The sequence below is a fragment of the Kitasatospora sp. NPDC047058 genome (assembly GCF_040643935.1).
GTDB lineage: Bacteria > Actinomycetota > Actinomycetes > Streptomycetales > Streptomycetaceae > Kitasatospora.
The window spans coordinates 1-1,034 of sequence record NZ_JBEYVJ010000967.1; the positions used below are offsets into that span (position 1 = coordinate 1).

General features: G+C 80.8%; 1 protein-coding gene. It reads right to left on the reverse strand.

The genetic code is table 11. The annotated features are described in order from the left end of the window. The coding region (locus tag ABZ885_RS42000) for an FUSC family protein (protein WP_360200582.1) at window positions 1-985 on the reverse strand (985 nt) is incomplete at its 3' end. Between the last annotated feature and the right edge of the window lie 49 nt (window positions 986-1,034).

Below are 1,034 nucleotides of genomic sequence, written 5' to 3' on the forward strand. Positions count from 1 at the left end.
CCCAGCCCGCCTCGCCGTCCGCCGCCCCGGCCGCCCCGGCCGCTCCGTCGGCCCCGTTCGCGCCGTCGGCCGGAACCGCCAGCACGGCGGCGAGGTACCGCCGGGTGTGGCGCAGGGCCTCGGCGCAGCGGTGTCCCACCCGGGCGCGGGTGTTCGCGAGACGGGGCAGGTGGCCGACCACCAGGACCACGGCGCAGGCGAGCGCCGTGTCCACGAGCCGGGACGGCGCGGCCTGCGAATCGCCGCCCGCCGAGGCGAAGGCGAGCACGGTGAGGGTGACGACGCCGGTCTGCAGTGCGAAGTGCCGCAGCGAGGGGGCGATCAGCGCCCCGCAGAGCGCGACGACGAGCACGGCCCGGCCGGGCGCGGTCCCGGCCGCGGCGCCGAGGCCCGCGAAGACCAGGACGCCCGCCGCCGTGCCGGCGAAGCGATTGACGACCCGGGAGAACAGCGGGCCGTAGTCGGGCTTGACCAGGAACGCGGCCGTGACGGGCAGCCAGTACCAGTGGTCGGCGTGCAGCAGGAGCGCGAGGGCCGTGGTCACCGCCACGCAGGCGCCGACCCGCAGCCCGTACTCGCGCCCCGCCGGACCGGCCGGGTCGACGAACCGACGGCGGCCCGGGCGACCACGCCGCGGGAATCCGCCCGCGGAGCGCGGAGGCCGTGCCGGGCGGCCGCCGGCGGCTCCGTCCGGCACGTGGTCGAAGGCGAGGCCGGCGGCGAGGACGGCCCGGTCGAAGGCGCTCCGGGCGGGGCTCTCGGCGACGGGTGCCGGGAGCCGGCCCGGGGAGCTGTCGCGGCGGACGGCCTCGGCCAGGCGGCGCGGGCCGGCGGGCATCCGGTCCGGCAGCGGCTCGCCCTCCCAGAGCAGCGCGACGCTCGCCTCGCTCAGGGCGGCGGCCGCGGCGAAGCGCCGGTCCAGCCGCAGTTCGGCGGGCCGTCGGCGGCGGGGCGGAGGCCCCCGGGGCGGCTGCCCACGGCGCACCCGCGGGCGGTTCGCACGAGGGCGTGCCCGCGGGTGGTGGGCACCCGGC